Below are 20,265 nucleotides of genomic sequence, written 5' to 3' on the forward strand. Positions count from 1 at the left end.
AAATTCGTGCCAAAACAATCCTAGTTTGTCACGGATTCCCCTAAATATTCGCAGGCAGGTCAGCACGAAAAAAAGACCGATGCGCACATGTGCACACCAGTCTTTGCTTGTGATACCGCTCAATTCCTAGCTGCGTGGTGAACGAGATTCGCCACGTGGACGGGAGTCGCCACTGCGTGGACGAGAGTCACCGCTGCGCGGACGAGATTCGCCGCCGCGAGGACGATATTCGCCATTGCGCGGGCGAGATGGACGCTTTCCACCAAAACCGGAACCGGAGCCGAAGCCACCTTTTCCTTTTGGAGGCAGCTTTTTCTTCCCGACACGAAGAGGAGCCTCTTCCGTCAGGCGAACAGGAGTTGTATCCGGCTCTTTGGTCAACAGCTTGAGTGCTGCGGATACCAATGTCACGGAATCAACATCCTCCAACAATTGCTCTGCCAATGTTTTGTAAGCAGACAGATCATCTCTGCCAGACGCTTCCAAAATTTTGTCTACCGTCATTTTTTGTTGACCTTCCAGGGCTTCTGCCATCGAAGGAACGGCACGACGCTCCATGCGACGCTTGGTCGTACGCTCAATCAGACGCAGATGGTCGATTTCACGGGAAGTAACAAAAGTAATCGCGAGACCCGTTTTACCAGCACGTCCCGTTCTTCCGATACGGTGAACGTAGCTTTCGGAGTCTTGTGGAATGTCAAAGTTGAATACGTGCGTAACCCCGCTGATATCCAGACCGCGGGCTGCAACGTCAGTCGCTACCAATACTTCGATTGTACCTTCCTTGAACTTGCGAAGTACGCTGTCGCGTTTTGCCTGGTTCAGGTCTCCGTGGATACCTTCTGCTCCATAACCGCGCTTGGTCAGCGCTTCGGACAGCTCATCCACTCTGCGCTTGGTTCTACCGAATACGATAGCCAGCTCAGGCGAATGAATATCCAGCAAACGGCACAGAACATCGAATTTTTGTCTTTCTGCTACTTCCATATATTGCTGCTCGATGTTTGGTACGGTTACTTCTTTTGCTTTCACTTGAATGATGGTTGGTTCGTTCATGAACTGCTGGGCGATTTCCTGGATCGCTCTTGGCATCGTCGCCGAGAAGAGCAATGTTTGACGATTGGTAGGAACCTCTTTCAAGATTTCCTTGATATCGTCGATGAAGCCCATGTTCAGCATTTCATCCGCTTCATCCAGAATCACCATTTCAATCGCATCGAGACGAATCGTTCTTCTTCTCATATGGTCCATGAAACGTCCAGGTGTTGCTACAATGATTTGCGGGCGTTTTTTCAACGCCTTGATTTGACGCGTGATGTCTTGGCCACCGTAGATTGGCAGGGCAGAGATGTTTTTAAATTGGGCAATTTTATTAATCTCTTCTGCTACCTGAACAGCCAGCTCACGAGTAGGGGTCAGTACAACCCCTTGAATGTTGCCGTTGGTTTCGTCCAAGCGCTCAACCAGTGGAATACCGAATGCAGCCGTTTTACCAGTACCTGTTTGTGCCTGACCGATTAGGTCACGACCTTGCAGTGCTACAGGAACCGTTTGATCCTGAATCGCTGTAGCCTCTTCGAAGCCCATGTTGCTCAAAGCTCTAACAATGGAGTGGTGTAAGCCAAAATCATTAAAAGTCGCCAATGAATGTCAGTCTCCTTTATCAATACCTTCATCTATAAAATTCTCAAAAAAAAGGGCACTATTCCTTACGATCCGGAACATGCCCTTTTATCCCGATTGTACGTAGCGCCCTAAAGAACATAGCTGTAATCGTACCATGCAATGACTGAAAAAGCAAACTGCTTATATACCCAAATTGTTTGATTTTTTGGTGATGCATCTTGTAAAAATAACAAAGCAGCCCAGGAGAGGGCTGCTTGTCTGTTACGGGATTATTTTACCCATTTTTTGTAAAGCTCATCAAATTTTCCTTGCAGCTTCATCTCGTCCATCCACAGATCCAAGTAGTTAGCGAAGATCGTGTCTCCGCGGTGAATCATGTACGCTTTTTCACTTTTGGTGAACGGGTTGTCAGTCAGAGCGGCATACAGGCGGGAATCTGCTTTGGAATATACAATCGCTTCCAGCGTATCCGTGATCATCACATCGTACTTACCGCTTGCTACCAGACCAGGAATGTCGAGGTTGTTTTGTTCAACAGTCACAGTTGCTTTTGTCAGGTGCTCACGAACGAATTTTTCATTGGTGCCTCCTGGATTCACACCAATGCGCACCTCTGGCTTGTTGATGTCTGCTACGCTCTTGTACTTGTCCTTGTCTTCTGCACGGATAAGCGGAGCTTTACCGAACATAATATAAGGATCGCTCATGTGTGCTTTTTTCTGACGGTCTGTGTTGCGCGTAACGCCTCCAACAGCAATATCGAATTTATTTGCCAAGAGATCGTCCATCAGTGTTGGCCAAGAGGTTTGGACAAAACGCGCCTCAACTCCCAAGCTTTTTGCGAATTCTTTCATCGCGTCGATATCGTAGCCTTCGAATTCATTCGTTTTTGGATTCAAATATGTAAACGGTTTGTAGTCACCTGGCGTACCAACGAGGATGTAGCCTCTCGCAATGATTTCATCCAAACGGGATTCAAACTTCTTCGCTTGCGGTTTTTTAGCAGCTTCAGCAGCTACGGTTGGGACAGGCTTAACCGCCGTTGCGGCAAATGCACCTGTTCCTCCAGTCATGAGCATAGTTGCAGCGAGTGTGCTCGCCAAGATTGTCTTTGTAAATTTTTTCATCTGGGTTTCTCCTCCTGTTGTTCGGTAATGAATTTAGTTATCAGAAACAAACTCCATCATCCCCTAATGGCATCCCCCCTTTCAAAGAAGAGGACTTACAACCTGTTGAGCTGCCTCTTACACAGTGAACCTGCCGATACCTTGCTGTAGTTCTTCTGCCACTGCGTTCAAACGCTCGACAGACTGACCAATTTCCTGGATGGCTTGAAGCTGCTCTTCGGTTGCCCTTGCCACTGTTTGTGCGTCGAGTGAAGCATGTTTGGCAATGTTATGCATTTCATCCACAGAAGCACTTACCTGCTCAGAGCCTGCTGACATTTGTTCAGATGCTGCAGATACTTCCAAAATGTGCGCAGCAACGTTACGGGAAGATTCCAAAATGTACCCGAAGATTTCGCGAACCTCTTCGACCAGTTGAATACCTTGCTGTGCGTTTTCGTTGCCCTCGGTCATGACCTCTACCGCGTGACGGGTATCTTGCTGGATTTCCCCGATCAGCATCGCGATTTTGGATGCGGACTCCTCGGATTGGTTCGCCAGCTTTTTCACCTCTCCGGCAACTACAGCAAACCCACGTCCATGCTCGCCAGCACGTGCTGCCTCAATCGAAGCGTTCAAGGCTAGCAGGTTGATTTGCGAGGTCAACTGACTGATGGTATCGAGAATGCCTTCGATTTCTTTGGAGCGATTGTTGAGCTGCTCGATTGCTACTGTCGCCTTCGATGTTCCCTCGCCAATGCTTCCCATCTGGCGAACTGCCTGCTCTACCACAGCAGTTCCTTGTTCTGCCTGCTCTGTTGCTATCTGGGCAGCCTCTGAAACATGTGCAGACGTCTCCGCGATTTTCACGATGCCTGCTGCCATGTCAGTCATCGACAATGCGACTTCCTGCGAGCTGGCTGCCTGTGCCTCTACTCCCTCAGAAATCTGTCCAATAGACAAGCCGATTTGGTTGATGTTTTCCGTCGCTTGTTTAATGCCTTCGGATACTTCCTGACTAAAACGCTGTACTTGATCAGACGACAGAGATACGTCTTCGATCAAATTTTTCAAGTGCGATACGGTTTGGTTAAAGTCACGGGACAGAACGGCAATCTCGTCTTTCCCTTCCACCGTAACTGTCTCAGCCAAATTCCCCTGAGCCACTATGTTTACCGCTTGATTCAGACGCTCAATTGGTTTCACCATGCGTACAGCCAAGAAATAAACCAGGACTACCCCAACAGCCAACACGATGAGGGAAATGATCATCAATTGAAGCGACAGCGCATCTACGGGAGCATGCAGCTCTGCTATCGGTGCCGTGATGTATACGCCCCAATTCAGACTGGTAGGTGCATAGGAAACAAATTGAGGTATTTGCTCGTATTGGTATTGAGTGACTCCATGAGTTCCGTTCTTGATGTCTTCAAATGCTGTTTGAAGCTCAAGAAAACCCAGGTTGAGAATCGATTCCTTCAGAATGTACTCGCTCGTCGGGTGATAGATAAAAGTCCCTGTTTTACTAACTAAAAAGGCGTAACCGCTTTGCCCGAACTTCTCTTGAGACACCTTTTGTTGAATTTCATTGATCGGAATGGTTGATCCGACATAACCGTATTGACGATTGTCCTTCATCAGGGGAACGATAATCGTCACAATGTTATTCCCCGTCCGTTTCGAAACCACTGGCTCGGAAACGATTACCTTTCCTTCCCCTTTGCCAGCTTCCTGAAAGTGTGGACGGTCCGATGGATTGGTCACTTCTCCTTTGAAATTGATCACTTTCGTTCCGCTTAAATCATACGAAAAGAAGAAGGTCTCAAACTCAGGATTTTCCTTTTGCGCTTCTTGAATCAACTTCAGGTCATGATCGAAATTGTTATCCGCGGAGATCAATCCTCCTATCGTTTTTACAACTCCGATTTTTTCTTGAAAGAAACTGTCGATACGAATGGAGAGATTACTTGCGGCCAGCTCAGCTTCTTTGTCAAGACTGTCTGCCAACAGCTTCGAAGCACTCCAATAGCTTGCACCGCATACCATGCCCAAACTAACAAGCAAAAGCAGGCACAAAATGATAATTAGCTTATTCTTCAAACTATTTTTCATACACTACCACTTCTCCCTTCTCTTCCTTTCAACAAAAAAAAGACTGCCTACCGACAGCCGATCATGACTACGGTACGGCAACCCGGCTGTCCTAGTGCGAAAATCATAGATCCTCGACTTTAGACCCGTGGCTTTGCGTCCCTGCCTTTCAACAGGTTTGCCTTTGTCATTCCTTGTTGTTTTTAGTTTTAGTCCACACTTTTTCAATCTCATCGTTCTTTTCCCATATTTTCTCTGTTATAAACCACAAATTTTTTTAAAAAAGCTGACGACCCGGAAACAGGTGTCAGCTCTCTTGTATATTCTCTTGATCAGCTCAATCCGATCACGTGTCCATTCTCATCTACATACAGCGATTCAGCAGCCGGCTTTTTCGGGAGGCCTGGCATTGTCACCAAGCTTCCGGTCAGTGCCACGATAAAACCAGCTCCTGCTGATATGCGCACTTCACTCACTTGAATTGTGAAGTCAACAGGTGCCCCCAACAGATCAGCACGGTCCGTAAAGGAGTACGGGGTTTTCGCCATGCACACAGGCAGATGGGACATGCCCATTTCTTCTACCTTTTGCATCGTTTTCAATGCAAGCGGCGAAAAGACAACTCCTGATCCACGGTACACTTCTTTTACTACTGTCTCAATCTTGTCTCTAATGCTGAGGTTCTCCTCATACAAGAATCGGAAGGAGGAAGGCCGCTCTGCTGCACGTGTCACTTTTTCAGCCAGCTCGACACCGCCAGCTCCTCCTTCTGCCCACACTTTAGAGAGCGCCGCTTCGGCTCCGGCCGCGTGGCACAGCGCAATGACGGCATCAATCTCTGCCTGCGTATCCGTCGCAAAATGATTGATAGCCACCACTGCTGGCACACCGAACTTCTGCAGATTTTCCAGATGGCGCTTGACGTTTTCGAAGCCTTTTTCCAGAGCAGACAAGTTCTCCGCTGCCAGATCAGGTACTTTTACCCCGCCGTTGAATTTCAAGGAGCGAACCGTAATGACCACGACAGCAGCCGATGGTGTGAGGCCTGCTTTTCTACACTTGATGTCAAAAAACTTCTCCGCTCCTAAATCCGCACCAAAGCCCGCCTCTGTTACGACGTAATCCGCCAGCTTCATGGCCATCTTGGTTCCGATTACGCTGCTGCACCCATGCGCGATATTGGCAAAAGGCCCGCCGTGAATAATGACCGGAGTTCCTTCGATTGTCTGTACGAGATTAGGCTTAATCGCTTCCTTCAAGAGAACGCACATCGCATCGACCGCATTGATTTCTTCTGCCCGGACAGGCTGATCATCGAAGTCGTAGCCAATAATGATATGGTTCAACCGGTCGCGCAAGTCTGCCAGATTCTCACTCAAGCATAGAATCGCCATGATTTCCGACGCGGTCGTAATCATGAAGCCATCCTCACGTGTCATCCCATTGCCGTCACCCAGACCAACAACGATGTTTCGCAGTGCGCGGTCGTTCATGTCCATTGCCCGCTTCCAGACGATTTTCTTTGGATTGAGCCCACGTGGATTGCCATGGAAAATATGATTGTCGATCATCGCTGCCAACAAGTTATGGGCAGCTGTAATCGCATGAATGTCCCCTGTAAAATGCAGGTTAATTTCATCAGCCGGGAGAATTTGTGCCTGGCCGCTTCCGGTTGCGCCTCCCTTGATCCCCATGCAAGGACCCAAAGAGGGCTCGCGAAGCGCTGCCATTGTTTTCTTCCCGAGATAATTTAATGCTTGTGACAGACCAATCGTCGTGAGCGTCTTGCCTGCTCCCGCCGGGTTAGGGTTCATCGCTGTAACAAGAATCAGTTTGCCATCAGGGCGATCCTTCACTTGCTCCCATAGCTCATCTGATAGTTTGGCTTTATACTTTCCGTATAGCTCCAAATGCTGTTCTTCGATACCTGCAATCTTGGCAATTTCAACAATAGACTTCATACTTGCCTCCCTGCCACACCAGAATGTAATGCACCAGTTACCAATCTTCTACATTCTGCATAATCATCCTTTCTCCTTTCCTCTTCGACACATTACGCAAAAGAAAAAGCCCACATTCCGACAAACGTTCAGAATGCAGGCTCTCATTTATTTCCCGAAAATTTTTCCCGGATTCAAAATGCCGTTCGGGTCCAGCACTTGCTTCATCGCTTGCATGATGTCCAGTGCTTCTCCGTGTTCCTTGCGCTGGTACTTGATTTTCCCCACACCCACACCATGTTCTCCCGTGCAGGTTCCTCCCCGACTCAATGCGTATTCCACCAGGTGGGCATTTACTTCCTCGGCACGAGCCACTTCTTCGGGATCATTCAGGTCGATCATCAGGATCGCGTGATAGTTCCCATCCCCGACATGCCCTGCAATCGCTCCATCCAGCCCAGCCCGATCAATGGCTTGCCGTGCGTCCACAACTGCTCCTGCCAGCTCGGAAATCGGCAAGCAAACATCTGTCACCATCAGCTTTTTCCCGGGCGATTTGTGCAGGAAGGCATACGCCAGGTTATGACGAGCGTCCCAGAGCTGCGTCCGCGCCTTCGAATCGGTTTCAAAAAGAAACTGCGTGCAGCCATGTCCATCGGCGATGTTTTGGGCAAAGTCGATGTCATACGCGAGCCCTTGTTCACTTCCGTGGAACTCGATAAACAGCGTCGGTGCTTCCGGGTAACTCGTTTCCTTGTACAGATTCACTTGTTGGATGGAACGTTCATCTACCAGCTCGATTCGCGCTACCTGGATTCCCGCTCCGAGAATATCCACGACGGTATCGACGGCATCCTGCACGGAAGGGAAGCTGGCACGCGCCGCCGTTGTCGCCTCAGGGATGCCGTAGACACGCAAGGTCAGCTCTGTGAATACACCGAGCGTTCCCTCCGACCCGACAAACAGCCCAGTAAGGTGGTAGCCTGAGGAAGATTTGGCTGTCATGCTCCCTGTACGGATGATACGTCCGTCCGCCGTCACCACTTCCAGATCGCGAACCTGATCACGCATCACGCCATAGCGAACAGAGGTTGTTCCACTGGCGTTTGTAGCCGCCATCCCACCCAAAGTCGCGTCCGCGCCAGGATCGACGGAGAAAAACAATCCGTGCTTTTTCAATTCTTTATTGAGCTGGGTCCGCGTCACACCGGGCTGGACTCTCACGAGGAAATCCTTCGGTCGCACCTCCAACACTTGGTTCATCAAGGAAAAATCCATGCTAATTCCGCCCGCATAAGGAATCGCGTGGCCTTCCAGACTGGTCCCCATGCCAAACGGCGTTACCGCAATGTGCTTTTCGTTGGCCAGCTTCATGATTTGACTGACTTCCTCTGCCGTCTGCGGATACACGACTACATCCGGAAGATGCGGGGTATGGTACGATTCATCATGACTGTGGTGCTCCAGTACAGTGGGGTTGGTCGATACTCGTTCTTCCCCCAGCAATCCCACTAACGCTTGCTTGTAATCCACATTGGTTCCCCCTCCGTTACTTGCTCAAGTTGACAAGGAATAAACTGATTTCAGGAATGTAGGTGATGAGCATCAAGTCGACGATCATGATGACCAAAAATGGGATCACCGCTCGCTCAATCTCCGTATTCTGGAGCTTCGCAATATTTCCTGCTACCAACAAATTGATCCCAACTGGTGGCGTCAGCATACCGATGGCGGAGTTGACGACCATGATCACCCCGAATAGCACCGGATCAATGCCCAAAGAGTTCGTGATCGGCAGCAGGATCGGTGTCAGGAGAATGATCGTAACCGCCGTTTCCATGAACGTCCCCAAAATGAGCAGCAAGATGTTAATAATGAGCAACGTAATGATCGTGCTGTCAGTAATCCCCAGCATGAATTGCGCAATTTCCTGCGGGATGTTTTCCCTCGTCATCAGATACCCAAATGCATTAGCGGTCGCGATAATCAGCATGATGACCGCTGTCATACTGGCAGAGCCAGCGAATATTTCCCCCAAGTCCCTCCACTTGATCTCCCGGTAGACGAAAAGCCCGACAACCAGACCGTAAATCACGGCTACCACTGCTGCTTCTGTCGGAGTAAAGATGGCTCCGTATATACCGCCAAGAATAATGATCGGCATGAGTATCGCCAAAATGGCGTCCTTGAAAGCCTCCCATATTTCTTTGGGGGTATGCTTCTCTCCGCCACCCCATCCGTTTTTCTTACTGATCCAATACGAGTACAAGATCAGCGAGATCGCTACGAGAATACCCGGCCCGATCCCGGCAATAAACAAGTCGCTAATCGAGGCACTCGCTGCTACCCCGTACAAAACCATCGGCACGCTCGGAGGAATCATGACACCAATCGTACCGCCTGTTGCATGCAAGGCCGCAGAAAACCGGACATTATACCCTTTTTTGACCATGTGCGGAATCAAAATTCCCCCTACGGCTGCCGTTGTCGCGGCAGAAGAACCCGATATCGCTGCAAAAAAGGTACACCCCATGACCGCCACGATTGCCAATCCCCCCGGCAGGTTCCCGACAATCGTATTCGCAAAGCGAATCAGCCTGGCCGAAATTCCGCCTGTTTCCATCAGCTTTCCTGCCAATAGGAAGAACGGGATCGCCATCAGCGGGAAGGAATCTGTCCCGTTGAACATTTTTTGAATCACAACCAGAAGAGGGATGTTTCCCTCCAGCATAAACACGACAACGACAGATAACCCCAGTGCCACCCCAATCGGTACGTTCAGGATCAGGAGCACCAACAGTGTTAAAAACAAGATCGTACCCACAATCTGGTCACTCCTTCCCGGTAATGTCTTTCCACGTCACATGGATCACGTTCATGATGAGCAAGGCACCGCTGATCGGAATCACCATGTATACATAACCCATGGGAACGAGCAGAGTGGGTGAGGTTTGTGTCATGCTTCTCGCAGACAACAAATAGCCTTGCTGAACCATGACGAAAAAGAAGACCAGACTGCACAAAGCGGCAATAACCAGTACCACTTTGTTCATGCGAGGCGACAAGTACTTTTGAATGTATTCCGTACCGATGTGTGCTTTGATCGACATCGCATACGCTGATCCTAGAAACGTAATCCAGATCAGCAAATACCGAGCCAATTCCTCCGTCCAGGCCAAGGGCTGGTCGAGCAAAAAACGGAAAAGCACCTGCAGGAAGACAGCGACCACCATAATAGCCAGAAGGGCAATGATGAAAAAACGAAGGATGCTGTTTATTTTGGAAACAAGGTTGCCCACACACAATCTCCTTTCGCAGGAAAAAGGGGAGAAAAGCCAGAGTGGCTCGTCTCCCTTCTGCCGTTTATTTTGTATTTACAATTTGATCCACCAGCTCTTTGCCAAACTGCCCGGAAAATTTGTCATAGACAGGCTTCATTGCATCGCGGAAAGCTTGCTTATCCACGTCCTCGGTAATGACTACACCTTTTGCTTTAATATTCGAGATGGCCTCTTCTTCCATCTTGATCATCAGCTCGCGCTCGTACTGACCCGCTTTTTTGGCTTCCTCGGCAAGAAGTTGCTGGACATCTGCCGGGAGCTTATCCCATACAGGCTTGCTGAACAAGATCATCGCCGCTGAGTAGACATGCCCGGTCAAAGCCATTTGCGTTTGCTTGGATTCATATAGCTTGTAGGTCTGTGCAACAATCGCCGGATTTTCCTGGGCATCGACGACTCCTTGTTGCAGCGCCGTCAGCGCCTCTGTCCAAGCCATTGGGGTCGGCTTCGCTCCCAATGCTTCGAATGCAGCCAGATGAATCGGGTTTTCCTGTGTGCGTATCTTCAGCCCTGCCACATCTTCCGGCTTCTTGATCACCTTCGAACCGTTCGTAATATGGCGGAAGCCGTTTTCAGCCCATGCCAGCCCGACCAGATTGGCGTTTTCCAAATCCTTGAGGAGGTCCTGTCCGACTTGTCCGTCGAGGACCTTGTACGCTTGCTCACGGCTCTCAAACAAGAACGGGAGATCCAGCACGCCCAGCTTCGGATGGAAGTTCATCACGGGTGCAGTCGAGGTAATCGACATATCTGCCGTTCCAAAGGTCAGTGCCTCTGTCAATTCACGCTCCGCTCCTAGCTGGCTCAGCGGATACACCTCGATTTTCACTTTCCCACTCGAGCGCTTGTCGACATCCTCGGCCATTTTTTTCAATGCCAAATGGTACGGATGATCCTCAGTCAGCGAATGCCCTGCTTTGAAAACATAGCTTTGGCCGTCACTTTTCGGTGCTTCTGTCCCCCCGGCTTGTCCCGAAGGCGGGGCAGTCTGTTGACCGCCTCCTCCTCCGCACGCCGCCAGAAATAAAGACACAGACATGATGCCAGCTAGCACGAAGCTCCACTTCTTCCGAAACATGCGATAGTACCCCCTGTTGATTCTTTTGTTTTTTAAATAATATGAAAATTTAGTTCATTTTACTAGATCCCTCTTCCACCGTCTACATTCATGACCTCGCCCGTGACAATTTTGGATAGATCAGAAGCCAAATAGAGAGCCGCCTGCGCGATATCCTCCGGCTGAATCAACATACCCAATGGAACACTGCTGATGAAAATATCTTTTTTCCCAGCCTCTACTTCCGCTTCATCTCCATTGATAAACTTACCTAGCATCGGCGTCTCTGCCGGCCCTGGATTAATGACATTGACTCGGATATGAAAAGAAGCAAGTTCAATCGCCAGTGCCTTGCTCAACATGATAGCAGCCCCCTTGGACGCGCAGTACGCATTCAACCCCGGACGTGCGCGAATTCCGGCAATCGAAGCGATGTTGATGATGCTTCCTTTCCCTTTCTCCTTCATGTGAGGAACCGCATGCCTTGTCGTCAAAAAGATCGACTTCGTGTTCACAGACATGATTTGATCCCACTGCTCCAAGGTCAGTTCCTCAATGGGGGTAAACGCTTGGGGAACACCCGCGCAGTTGACCAAGACATCGATCGAGCCGTACGCTTCGAGCGTTTCCTTCACGAGTGCAGCGACGCTCGTATCGTCTGCCACATCCGTTTGCACCGCATGACCTTTCCCTTGTGGCAGCTCTTGAGCGACCACTCCTGCCACTTCTTTGTTCAAATCAGCCAGGATGACGTTGGCTCCCTCGGCCGCAAAAAGCTGCGCAATGGCCTTGCCCATTCCTGACGCGGCCCCTGTTACAATCGCCGTTTTTCCTTGCAAAAGTTGCCCGCTCATAGGTTGATCACCACCATTCGCTCTTCTGTCATCTCTTCGACTGCGTAACGCGGACCTTCCTTGCCTAGCCCGCTGTTTTTGATTCCGCCGTATGGCATGACGTCATTGCGATAGGTCGATACGTCGTTGATCACCACGCCACCGTACTCCAGCACGCGTGCCGCTTTCATCGCGACGTTCAAATCACGGGTAAAAATCCCTGCCTGCAAGCCGTACTCCGAATCGTTGGCTTGTGCAAACGCATCATCCAGATCACTGTACGGAATGATCGTAACGACGGGCGCGAACACTTCCCGGCAAACCACCTTCATCTCTGGCCTTGTATCCACCAACACAGCCGGATAGAAAAGAGCACCCTCCCGTTTGACAGGCAAGAGCGATCTGGCCCCTTGGCTAATCGCTTCCTGTACCCATTCCTCGGTACGGCTCGCTTCTTTTTCACTGATCATCGGTCCGACATCCGTGTCCGGGTCTTCCGGGTCCCCTACCTTCAACTGATGGACATGCGAGATATAAAAGTCACTGAACGCCTGCATAACCGATTCATGCACGTAAATGCGCTGGACAGCAATGCACGCCTGACCGGCATTGTGAAAGCTGCGGGCGGCTGTTTGACGGGCTGCCAGCTCCAAATCCGCATCGAGGTGCACGATATTGGGAGAGTTGTTGCCCAGCTCCAGCGCAACGGGACGCATGCCACTTCGCTCCTTGATGCGGCGACCGACTTCTCCTGACCCGGTAAAGGTGTACATGGCGATGCGCTCTTCATCCAGCAGCCATTCCCCTACCTGACTGCCTGCCCCTGTCACGATATTTACATAGCCTTTTGGCAAGCCCGCTTCCTCCAGGATCTCCACCAACAGAAAGGTTGCGATAGGCGTGACTGTAGCTGGCTTAACCACCAGCGTATTTCCTGCGGCTAGCGCTGGCGCGATCTTGTGCGTACTGAGCAGCAAGGGATAGTTAAACGGCGTAATGGCACCGATCACTCCCTTTGGCACCCGAATGGTAAAGCCCAGTCGGTTTTCCGAGCCTTCTGTTGCTTGCAGCGGAATCATTTCCCCATGAATTTTTTTAGCTTCCTCTGCCGACAAGCGCAGCGTATTGATCGTCCGATCCAGCTCATTCATCGCGTCCTTGCGCGTTTTGCCCACCTCGCGAATCAAGGATCGCTCCATCTCGTCCCGGCGTTCCTCCATTAGCTCAGAGGCTTTCAGCAAGATTTTGTACCGTTGAAAAGGAGTCAATTTGTCTGTTTTAAACGTCTCCCATGCAGCTTCCACCGCTTCTGTTACATGTCTCTGCTCGGCCTTGGCAATACGCGCGATGCACTCGCCCGTGTATTTGTGTAGGACGGGAATGTAGCTCTCGGTTTTCACCCATTCTCCACCGATGTACAAATCATACGATCTCGCTTCCATGTCCTCTTCCTCCCTTATATTTATCTCGTTGTTTGATAGATGTGGCGAACGATTTCGTCTCCCAATTCTTTCGTTGTCGCTGTTCCCCCAAGATCAGGAGTGAGCACCTTGCCATCTTGCAACACGTTTTCGATGGCGTTCATAATGACAGCACTGAGTTCTGGCAGATCGAGATGATCCATCATCATGGCGAGGCTCCATACTTGTGCGATCGGATTGGCGATTCCTTTACCCGCGATATCTGGCGCAGAGCCGTGAATGGGCTCAAACATGGATGGGTACTTGCGCTCCGGATTGATGTTCGCGGAAGGAGCCAAGCCCAAACCACCGACGATCGCCGCCCCGAGATCGGTCAAAATGTCTCCAAACAAGTTGCTCGCGACAACGACGTCAAACGTTTCTGGTCGCGTGATGAAATAGGCAGCAAGTGCATCGATATGATACAGATTGGTCTGGATGCCTGGGTATTCCTGACTGACTTCCTTGACGATCTCATCCCAGAACGGCATGGAATGGTTGATGCCGTTGGACTTCGTAGCAGCCGTCACGCTCTTTTTCGAACGCTTTTCCGCCAGGGAGTAAGCGTATTTGAGGATGCGCTCTGTTCCGTACCGGGTAAATACGTTGTTTTGCACCGCCATTTCGTACGGTGTACCCTGGTGCATGCGCCCGCCCATATTGGAGTACTCACCCTCTGTATTCTCCCGAACCACGACGAAATCGAGATCGGCATGCCCCTTATAGCGAAGAGGGCTTTCCAGACCTTTGAGCAGCTTGACCGGGCGAAGGTTCACATACTGCTGGAATGCCCGGCGTATTGGCAAGATCAGCTCCCACACGGATACGTGGTCGGGAACCTCTGGCGCACCAATTGCCCCAAGCAGAATCAAATCATAGTCTTTTAAAATATGTAGTCCATTTTCCGGCATCATTTTGCCATGTTCGAGATAGTAGCTACAATTCCAATCCATGACATCACGCGCAAACCGAATGCCGCCGTGACTCTCTTCTATGGCACCCAACACCTTCAGGCCCTCTTCCATGACCTCGGGACCGATTCCGTCTCCTGGAATTACAGCAATGGAATAGTGAAGCAACGGTCTCCCTCCTAAAAATCTAAATTTTTTGACTTTATGCTACACTATCCACTTGCATGATTAATGCCAAGCTCCGTATCATGCCCCCTGACCGGATAAAAGTCTTCCATCCGTTCCTCTCCATGCATCCCGCGTCTGGTTATATTGCAAGACAACGCAACAAAATGTTGCAACACGCATTGCAACATTTGTTCACGCCAAGCTATACCGTTTCATCCATTATGGCTCTTCCTGATGGAACGGTGCTCCAATCTGGTATTCTTCTATTTTGCGGTACAAGGTATTTCGACCGATTTGCAGCATTTTGGCTGCTTTGCTGACATTGCCGCCACTTTTCTCCAGTGCCTTTTTGATCGCGTTTCTCTCTGTTTCACGCAACGAAGGAATAGCATGATCTGACGGCTCAGGCGAATCGGCTTCCATTAATCCCTCCAGTTGGATGTGATCGCAATCAATAGTATCCCCCTCTGCCAAAAACACCGCTTGAATCAGCACGCCTTGCAGTTCCCGGATATTGCCCGGCCACGAATAAGCACACAGCTTATCCTTTGCCGCAGTGGTCAGTATGTACGGTTGTTCTGTGTCGATCTGCTGCAACAGATACTCTGCCATCTGGATGATATCACTGCGTTTTTTCAACGACGGCAAATGAATGGAGACTCCTTTGAGCCGATAGTACAGGTCAGCCCGAAAACGTCCCGCCTTGATCTCCTCTGACAGATTTCGATGCGTAGCGGCAATGATCCGCGCATAAATAGGGCGGGATTGATTGCTCCCCACCGGGGTGACGACCTTTTCCTGCAAAACGCGCAGAAGTGCCGCTTGCGCACGCAAAGACATATCCCCGATCTCATCCAAAAAGATCGTGCCTTTTTTCGCCGCTTCAAACTTTCCGATTCTTCCTTCCCGATGTGCCCCTGTGAATGACCCGCTTTCATATCCGAACAATTCACTCTCGATCAAATTTTCTGGAATTGAACTGCAGTTCACTGCGATAAAAGGCTCATGCGCGCGCGGACCTGTCTCATGGACCATTTGAGCGAACAGCTCTTTTCCCGTACCGCTTTCCCCCAAAATAATCACAGGAAAATCTACCTGAGCCGCCTTTTGTCCGAGCATCTTTGCCTGCAAGAAGAGCGGGCATGAACCAGCTAGACGCGGAAACGGCTTCAGCTGTACTTTGGGTGCCGCAGACCAAAAACGCGGGCGATGATCTTTCACATTACTGCTAGCACGCTCTTGCTCCGCACTTACTCTTGTTCCCAAGGCTTCCTTTCCGAGCTGCTGTTGCGCGGCCTCATTTAGGCCCACGATACGCTCATCCCGATCCAAGCCGACGAGTGCCAGCTTTTCTCGACCATCTCCTGGGCGTAATGAAGTTGGCAAGGCAATCACACGCTCCGCATCTGATAACAAAAAGCGGTTTTGCAGAGCCTCTGCGATCATGCAAGCAATGGTTAGGGCAAACGGATGGGAATATTCTTTACGCGTACTGATGTCAATGATGCCCAACAGCTCACCCGCTGGTGAAAAAATAGGTGCCGCCGAGCATGTAAGAAAGCGATTTTCCAAGAAGTAGTGTTGCTCTCCCTGTACCTGAATCGGCTGTTGTGCGATCAGTGCTGTCCCAATCGCGTTGGTTCCTTTGTAATCTTCTGTCCAGTTCGCTCCGATTTGCAGCTGTACTTTTTGTGCCTGGTTGGCGAAGACTGGGTCCCCGATCGTTTGAATAATATTTCCTTCCCGGTCAGACAAGAGTGCGATGTGCTCTGTCGATAACAAAAAGGGAGCAAGCTTGTTAAAAAGCGGGAGACTTTCGCGAATCAGAGGGTGATTATCCTGAATGATTTCTTTGATTCGTCGGGCAGAAATGATTTGATCATTGGCCTTCTCCGTTACCTTGAGGTTCGATTCCTGACAGCGCTTCCAAGATTGCTGAACAATCGTCGACAACACGATTCCCTCCCCCAAAAATCATTCCTTCTCAGTATAACATGAGAGTCTTTGCTATTGAAAAACCAGTCGAATCATAAGCACATTTGTCCGACCGGCTGCTCTTTTTGTCCCAATACGGAACACGACATGATCCAATATGGAACAATTTCTACCCTCATTCACTCGAGAAAACGCTGTCACTTCGAGCTTTTTCACGTTGGTACGAGACTTGCTTTTAGAGAGGGGTGTAAAGAAATATGTGATAAATGAGGAGGCGCTCGCAATGATCTATGCTCAGCCCGGCCAAGCCGGTTCCAAGGTGACTTTCAAAAACCGCTATGAAAACTACATCGGGGGTAATTGGGTTCCGCCAGTGAAAGGTGAGTATTTCGAAAACGTATCACCTGTAACAGGCAAGGTCTTTTGCGAGGTAGCCCGCTCGACAGCCGAAGATATTGAGCTGGCACTGGACGCTGCCCATGAGGCAAAAGACGCGTGGGGTCGTACCTCTGTTGCACAGCGCGCGAATATTTTGTTAAAAATTGCGGATCGCATGGAAGCAAATCTGGAGATGCTGGCAAACGCAGAGACGTGGGAAAACGGCAAGCCCGTTCGTGAAACGCTCGCGGCCGACATCCCGCTGGCGATTGACCATTTCCGTTACTTCGCCGGAGCGATCCGCGCTCAAGAAAGTACACTCGCTGAAATCGATAACGATACGGTCGCTTATCATTTCCATGAGCCACTCGGTGTCGTTGGTCAAATTATTCCGTGGAACTTCCCGCTCCTCATGGCTACATGGAAGCTGGCTCCAGCCTTGGCTGCGGGCAACTGCGTCGTCCTCAAGCCAGCGGAGCAAACACCTGCATCCATCTTGGTGCTGATGGAGCTGGTCGGTGACCTGCTTCCTCCTGGAGTCGTCAACGTCGTGAATGGCTTCGGTCTGGAAGCGGGTAAACCTCTCGCTTCAAGCAACCGCATCGCGAAAATCGCCTTTACAGGTGAAACGACCACAGGGCGCTTAATCATGCAATACGCTTCCCAAAATATCATTCCGGTGACACTGGAGCTGGGCGGAAAATCGCCAAACATCTTCTTCCCGGATGTGGCTGCAAAAGACGATGCCTTCTTTAACAAAGCGATTGAAGGATTCGTACTGTTTGCGCTCAACCAAGGCGAGGTTTGCACATGCCCATCCCGTGCGCTCATTCACGAAAGCATTTACGACCAATTCATGGAGCGTGCCCTGCAACGCGTTGCCAATATCAAGCAAGGAAATCCGCTCGATACAGATACGATGATCGGCGCACAGGCTTCCTTGGAGCAGGTAGAAAAAATCCTCTCCTACCTGGATATCGGCAAACAAGAAGGCGCAGAATGCCTGATTGGCGGCTCTCGTGCACAGCTTGCAGGTGATCTCGAGGGCGGCTACTACATCCAGCCAACCGTCTTTAAAGGGCACAACAAAATGCGCATCTTCCAGGAAGAAATCTTCGGTCCGGTCGTCTCCGTAACGACCTTCAAGGATACAGAAGAAGCACTCGCCATGGCAAATGATACGCTGTACGGCTTGGGTGCTGGTGTATGGACACGCGACACGAACACCGCCTACCGCATGGGCCGCGAAATCCAGGCTGGTCGCGTCTGGACCAACTGCTACCACGCTTACCCGGCTCACGCAGCGTTTGGCGGCTACAAAATGTCCGGTATCGGCCGTGAGACACACAAAATGATGCTGTCTCACTACCAACAAACGAAAAACCTGCTAGTCAGCTACAGCGATCAAGCTCTGGGCTTCTTTTGATCCATGAGCCAGCCAGAAAAAGTGCTCGCGACAGATGCTGCACTGGCATTAATTGAACGGCTTCGCACCAAACACGGTGACCTGATGTTTCACCAGTCAGGGGGCTGCTGCGATGGCAGCTCCCCCATGTGTTACCCGCTCGGAGAATTTCTCGTAGGTGAGCAGGACGTTCTGTTGGGTGAGATCGGCGGCTGCCCGTTCTACATGGGCAAAGCGCAGTATGAGTATTGGAAGCATACGCAGCTTATCATTGACGTCGTGAATGGGCGTGGCGGGATGTTTTCATTGGAAGGACCCGAGGGGGTACGCTTCCTCACACGTTCACGGGTATTTCCGGACACGGAACCGGAATAAAAGGAAGACCGCTCCTGCCTTTTTACTGGCTGGAACGGTCTTTTTTTGCTCGGATGGCTATCTCGATTTTTTGCGAGAGGAACGTTTTGCAGGAGCAGTGTTTGCCCGATTGCCTTGTTTTGCATTCGGACGTGCTGAGCCGCGTTGAGCAGCCGCTGGCTTGCGCTTGGAATTGCTCGGCTTGCGATCAAAACCACCTGCTGTTGCTCGGTTACCGTCCTTTGGCTTGCGCTCAAAATCAGCTGCTGCACGATCCCGATCCTTTGGTTTGCGTTCAAAGCCACCTGCTACCCGGTCTCTCCCCTTCGGCTTACTCTCAAAACCGCCGCCCTTCTGTTGACGCCCTTCCCCTTCTCTTCGACGCTCCCCAGAGCCTTGCTGTCTTCCGTCAGCGGACTTTCCTCTCCCTTTCCCTCTGCCCTGCTTGTCCCCGCGTCGATCCGCTTTCTCGGCTCGCTCCCTCTCAGGCCTTTGCTTTGTCTGATCGCCCGTCTCTCCGCGATCCATTTCACGCCGCTCCAGAGACAGCTTGATTCCTGCTTCAATCTCCGCAAGCTGCATCCGATCCTTCGCGGCTACCAACGTATAAGCGATCCCTTTTTCCTTGGCTCGCCCCGTTCTGCCGATCCGGTGTATATAGCTGTCCACGTCTTCTGGAATGTCGTAATTGAAAACGTGCGTGACCCCCTCTACATCCAGCCCACGCGCTGCCACATCCGTTGCGACCAGAAACTGAATTCTTGCCTCGCGGAATCGCTTCATGACATCCTCACGCTTCGCCTGTGACAAATCGCCGTGCAGCTCGTCAGAAATATAGCCAAGAGCTTGCAACGCATCATTCAGCTTACTCGCTCTGCGCTTTGTTCGGCAAAAGATTACCGCCAGAAACGGACGTTCTTCATCCAACAAACTGCACAGCGTAGCTTGCTTTGCACGGTCTGTCGTCTCCACCACGATTTGGCGAATATCGTCTAGCGTGATGCGTTTGCCCTGAACTTTGATATTTTCTGGCTTTTGCATAAAGCGCTTTGCCAGTGATTGCACCTGTTCCGACATGGTGGCCGAAAACAGCATGATCTGCTTTTCGAAAGGTGTTTTGGCCATAATATCCTCTACCTCTGGCAAAAACCCCATATGCAACATCTGATCCGCCTCATCCAGGACAAACATCGATACCTGCGACAGATCGATCGTCCCTCTTCGCAGATGATCCAGCAAGCGTCCCGGCGTAGCGATGACCACTTGTATTTTTCCAGCCAGCTTTCTCAGTTGCTGATTCACATCTTGTCCACCATAAACAGCAAGCACATGCACGTCATCCAGCATCGCTACGAGCTTCTTCACCTCTGCTGTAATTTGCAGAGCTAGCTCCCGCGTAGGCGTCAAAATCAATGCCTGAACATGCGTTGCTTCCGGATCAACCTTTTCCAGGATTGGTAAAATAAATGCAAGCGTCTTTCCCGTTCCCGTCTGCGCTTGCGAGATGACATCTTTTCCTTCGAGTACGACGGGGATTGCTTTTTCCTGAATCGGTGTCGGTTCGGTAATCCCGTTCTCTTGCAGAGCATGTATCAATTCCTTGCGAATTCCTAATCTCCAAAAATCAGCCAGTTTCGCCATCTCCATTCATAGATCGATC

Annotated in this window: 15 protein-coding genes and 1 riboswitch; of the genes, 2 read left to right on the forward strand and 13 right to left on the reverse strand. The window is 50.6% G+C overall.

Annotation, left to right across the window (positions count from 1 at the left end; genetic code table 11):
* Positions 1–126: 126 nt before the first annotated feature.
* The 12 genes from EL268_RS30645 to EL268_RS30700 all read right to left on the reverse strand — a co-directional run bounded on the left by EL268_RS30645 (position 127) and on the right by EL268_RS30700 (position 16,486).
* Entirely contained in the window at positions 127–1,644 is a 1,518-nt protein-coding gene (locus EL268_RS30645) for a degradosome RNA helicase CshA (protein WP_106654920.1), read from the reverse strand.
* Positions 1,645–1,895: 251 nt separating this feature from the next.
* Positions 1,896–2,753 carry a transporter substrate-binding domain-containing protein gene (locus EL268_RS30650; protein ID WP_106654921.1) on the reverse strand — a complete coding sequence of 286 codons (858 nt, stop codon included), beginning with the start codon at positions 2,751–2,753 and terminating at the stop codon, positions 1,896–1,898.
* 117 nt (positions 2,754–2,870) lie between these two features.
* Positions 2,871–4,844 carry a methyl-accepting chemotaxis protein gene (locus tag EL268_RS30655; RefSeq protein ID WP_106654922.1) on the reverse strand — a complete coding sequence of 658 codons (1,974 nt, stop codon included), beginning with the start codon at positions 4,842–4,844 and terminating at the stop codon, positions 2,871–2,873.
* 73 nt (positions 4,845–4,917) lie between these two features.
* Positions 4,918–5,016, reverse strand: a riboswitch (cyclic di-GMP riboswitch).
* Between the two features lie 139 nt (positions 5,017–5,155).
* Entirely contained in the window at positions 5,156–6,784 is a 1,629-nt protein-coding gene (locus EL268_RS30660) for a formate--tetrahydrofolate ligase (protein WP_106654923.1), read from the reverse strand.
* A 147-nt stretch (positions 6,785–6,931) separates the two neighbouring features.
* A complete protein-coding gene (locus EL268_RS30665; RefSeq protein WP_106654924.1) occupies positions 6,932–8,296 on the reverse strand; it encodes an FAD-binding oxidoreductase in 1,365 nt (454 codons plus the stop codon).
* A gap of 16 nt (positions 8,297–8,312) precedes the next feature.
* Positions 8,313–9,587 carry a TRAP transporter large permease gene (locus EL268_RS30670; protein WP_106654925.1) on the reverse strand — a complete coding sequence of 425 codons (1,275 nt, stop codon included), beginning with the start codon at positions 9,585–9,587 and terminating at the stop codon, positions 8,313–8,315.
* Positions 9,588–9,594: 7 nt separating this feature from the next.
* Positions 9,595–10,062, reverse strand: a complete 468-nt coding sequence (locus EL268_RS30675) for a TRAP transporter small permease (protein ID WP_106654926.1) — start codon at positions 10,060–10,062, stop codon at positions 9,595–9,597.
* A 64-nt stretch (positions 10,063–10,126) separates the two neighbouring features.
* On the reverse strand, positions 10,127–11,182 hold the full coding sequence (locus tag EL268_RS30680; RefSeq protein ID WP_106654927.1) for a TRAP transporter substrate-binding protein: 1,056 nt from the start codon (positions 11,180–11,182) through the stop codon (positions 10,127–10,129).
* Positions 11,183–11,244: 62 nt separating this feature from the next.
* Complete coding sequence (locus EL268_RS30685) at positions 11,245–12,015, reverse strand: SDR family oxidoreductase (protein ID WP_106654928.1); 771 nt, start codon at positions 12,013–12,015, stop codon at positions 11,245–11,247.
* On the reverse strand, positions 12,012–13,436 hold the full coding sequence (locus tag EL268_RS30690) for an aldehyde dehydrogenase family protein (RefSeq protein WP_106654929.1): 1,425 nt from the start codon (positions 13,434–13,436) through the stop codon (positions 12,012–12,014). Before EL268_RS30690 ends, EL268_RS30685 begins: the two co-directional genes overlap by 4 nt.
* 20 nt (positions 13,437–13,456) lie before the next feature.
* Entirely contained in the window at positions 13,457–14,533 is a 1,077-nt protein-coding gene (locus EL268_RS30695) for a tartrate dehydrogenase (protein WP_106654930.1), read from the reverse strand.
* Positions 14,534–14,752: 219 nt separating this feature from the next.
* A complete protein-coding gene (locus tag EL268_RS30700) occupies positions 14,753–16,486 on the reverse strand; it encodes a sigma-54-dependent Fis family transcriptional regulator (RefSeq protein ID WP_106654997.1) in 1,734 nt (577 codons plus the stop codon).
* A 265-nt stretch (positions 16,487–16,751) separates the two neighbouring features.
* On the opposite strand from EL268_RS30700, the gene adh reads away from it, so the two are divergent.
* Positions 16,752–18,272 carry an aldehyde dehydrogenase gene (gene adh, locus EL268_RS30705; protein WP_106654931.1) on the forward strand — a complete coding sequence of 507 codons (1,521 nt, stop codon included), beginning with the start codon at positions 16,752–16,754 and terminating at the stop codon, positions 18,270–18,272.
* 3 nt (positions 18,273–18,275) lie between these two features.
* On the forward strand, positions 18,276–18,626 hold the full coding sequence (locus tag EL268_RS30710) for a DUF779 domain-containing protein (protein ID WP_106654932.1): 351 nt from the start codon (positions 18,276–18,278) through the stop codon (positions 18,624–18,626).
* 57 nt (positions 18,627–18,683) lie between these two features.
* Here EL268_RS30710 and EL268_RS30715 read toward each other — a convergent pair whose 3' ends face one another.
* Positions 18,684–20,252, reverse strand: coding sequence for a DEAD/DEAH box helicase (locus tag EL268_RS30715; protein WP_106654933.1), 1,569 nt, complete (start codon positions 20,250–20,252; stop codon positions 18,684–18,686).
* Between the last annotated feature and the right edge of the window lie 13 nt (positions 20,253–20,265).

It is taken from the genome of Brevibacillus brevis (assembly GCF_900637055.1).
Classification (GTDB): domain Bacteria; phylum Bacillota; class Bacilli; order Brevibacillales; family Brevibacillaceae; genus Brevibacillus; species Brevibacillus brevis.

Excerpts from the sequence above, each read along its gene's own strand:
- adh (WP_106654931.1), top strand. The coding sequence starts at position 16,752 with ATGATCTATGCTCAGCCCGGCCAAGCCGGTTCCAAGGTGACTTTCAAA.
- EL268_RS30660 (WP_106654923.1), bottom strand. The coding sequence starts at position 6,784 with ATGAAGTCTATTGTTGAAATTGCCAAGATTGCAGGTATCGAAGAACAG.
- EL268_RS30680 (WP_106654927.1), bottom strand. The coding sequence starts at position 11,182 with ATGTTTCGGAAGAAGTGGAGCTTCGTGCTAGCTGGCATCATGTCTGTG.
- EL268_RS30685 (WP_106654928.1), bottom strand. The coding sequence starts at position 12,015 with ATGAGCGGGCAACTTTTGCAAGGAAAAACGGCGATTGTAACAGGGGCC.
- EL268_RS30710 (WP_106654932.1), top strand. The coding sequence starts at position 18,276 with ATGAGCCAGCCAGAAAAAGTGCTCGCGACAGATGCTGCACTGGCATTA.
- EL268_RS30715 (WP_106654933.1), bottom strand. The coding sequence starts at position 20,252 with ATGGAGATGGCGAAACTGGCTGATTTTTGGAGATTAGGAATTCGCAAG.
- EL268_RS30650 (WP_106654921.1), bottom strand. The coding sequence starts at position 2,753 with ATGAAAAAATTTACAAAGACAATCTTGGCGAGCACACTCGCTGCAACT.
- EL268_RS30690 (WP_106654929.1), bottom strand. The coding sequence starts at position 13,436 with ATGGAAGCGAGATCGTATGATTTGTACATCGGTGGAGAATGGGTGAAA.
- EL268_RS30655 (WP_106654922.1), bottom strand. The coding sequence starts at position 4,844 with ATGAAAAATAGTTTGAAGAATAAGCTAATTATCATTTTGTGCCTGCTT.